The sequence below is a fragment of the Rhizobium sp. FG113 genome (assembly GCF_057809895.1).
Window position 1 is genome coordinate 1 of the sequence record NZ_JBMDKV010000058.1, and the last position, 1,407, is coordinate 1,407.

At 56.9% G+C, this 1,407-nt stretch carries 1 protein-coding gene; it reads right to left on the reverse strand.

Translation table 11 applies throughout. From position 1 onward, the window contains the following. Nucleotides 1-272: 272 nt before the first annotated feature. Nucleotides 273-1,316 carry an IS110 family RNA-guided transposase gene (locus ACODTZ_RS36085; protein ID WP_489032109.1) on the reverse strand — a complete coding sequence of 348 codons (1,044 nt, stop codon included), beginning with the start codon at nucleotides 1,314-1,316 and terminating at the stop codon, nucleotides 273-275. Between the last annotated feature and the right edge of the window lie 91 nt (nucleotides 1,317-1,407).

Below are 1,407 nucleotides of genomic sequence, written 5' to 3' on the forward strand. Positions count from 1 at the left end.
TATGTGGAACGGCCCGCGGTGCAAGGTGCAATTTCGTCGATTTCACCATACGGGAACGGTGCGGTCATATGTCCGGCCTTTTTGTGCGGCTCATAGACCGCTGGCCTCGATGAGGTTCGCGAAGCAGGTGGCTTGATCAGGGGTTCGTGCTCTTACGCACGCAGCGGGTTTCGGCCTGGCCTGCTCCGGGATGTCGTCCCGTCAGTTCATCGTTTTTTCTGCACCTCTACCTGCCGGCCTTTGCCGTCAGATCTCGATTTTGAATCTGCGTCTCAGGCGGGAACGCTTTCTGCCTTCAATGCTGTGGGGCCGTGATAGACTCCTCCCCGTATCAGAAGGGACCAGATCACTCTCGCGGTCTTATTGGCGAGCGCAACAGCTACCACCTTGAACGGCCGCCGCGTGAGCAATTCTCGTAGCCATGGTCGTGCCTTGTCGTCCTTTCGAACATGACGAAGTGTAGATGCCGCGCCGACCACCAGGAGGGATCGCATTTGCGAATTCCCCATCTTAGATATTCGGCCGAGGCGTTGCTTCCCTCCGGTTGAATGCGATTTCGGTGTTAGCCCAATCCAGGCTGCGAAATGACGCGCCGATTTGAAACCAGCGGGATCTGGTACAAAAGCCTTGATAGCCATAGCTGTGATAGCGCCTACGCCGGGTATGGTGGCTAGCCGACGCATGTCTTCGTCCTGCCTGGCGACGGTTATCATCGCACGCTCTAGCTTCTCTATTCGTACAGCCAAACGCTCGATCAGGTCGACGATCTCTTCAAGCGCAAAGCGAGCGGCGGCCGGTAAACGTGGATCGTTTTCATCGCGGACGATTTCCGCCAGCGGCTTGATGTTTGCAATGCCGACCGACGCGATGATCCCCAGCTCGCTCATGTGAGCGCGCAGGGAATTGATCGCCTGTGTCCTCTGGCGTACGAGCAGAGCGCGAGCATGGAAAACCATGACAGAGGCCTGTTGCTCGGCCGATTTGATCGGGACGAAGCGCATTGTTTTGCGCGTTAACGCTTCGCTGATTGCCTCAGCATCGGCGGCATCTGTCTTGCCACGCTTGACAAAGGGCTTCACGTATTGCGCTGGTATTAGGCGGACCTCGTGGCCGAAGGCGGATATTTCTCGAGCCCAATAATGCGCACTGCCGCATGCTTCCATTCCGACAAGGCATGGCGGAAGTTTCGCAAAGAAACGTAGCACCTCTGCGCGTCGCAGCTTTCGGTTGAATAGCGTGTTGCCTTCGGCGTCAGAGCCATGGGCCTGAAAAACCAGTTTGGCCAAATCCAGCCCGATAGTGGTAACTTCTTTCATGGAACGGTCACTCCTTGTGGCGTTTGCGACAACGACCACGTTAGCACTTTGATGCTGTCGGAGCGGGCCGTTCCACCTCATCAGGGGTCGG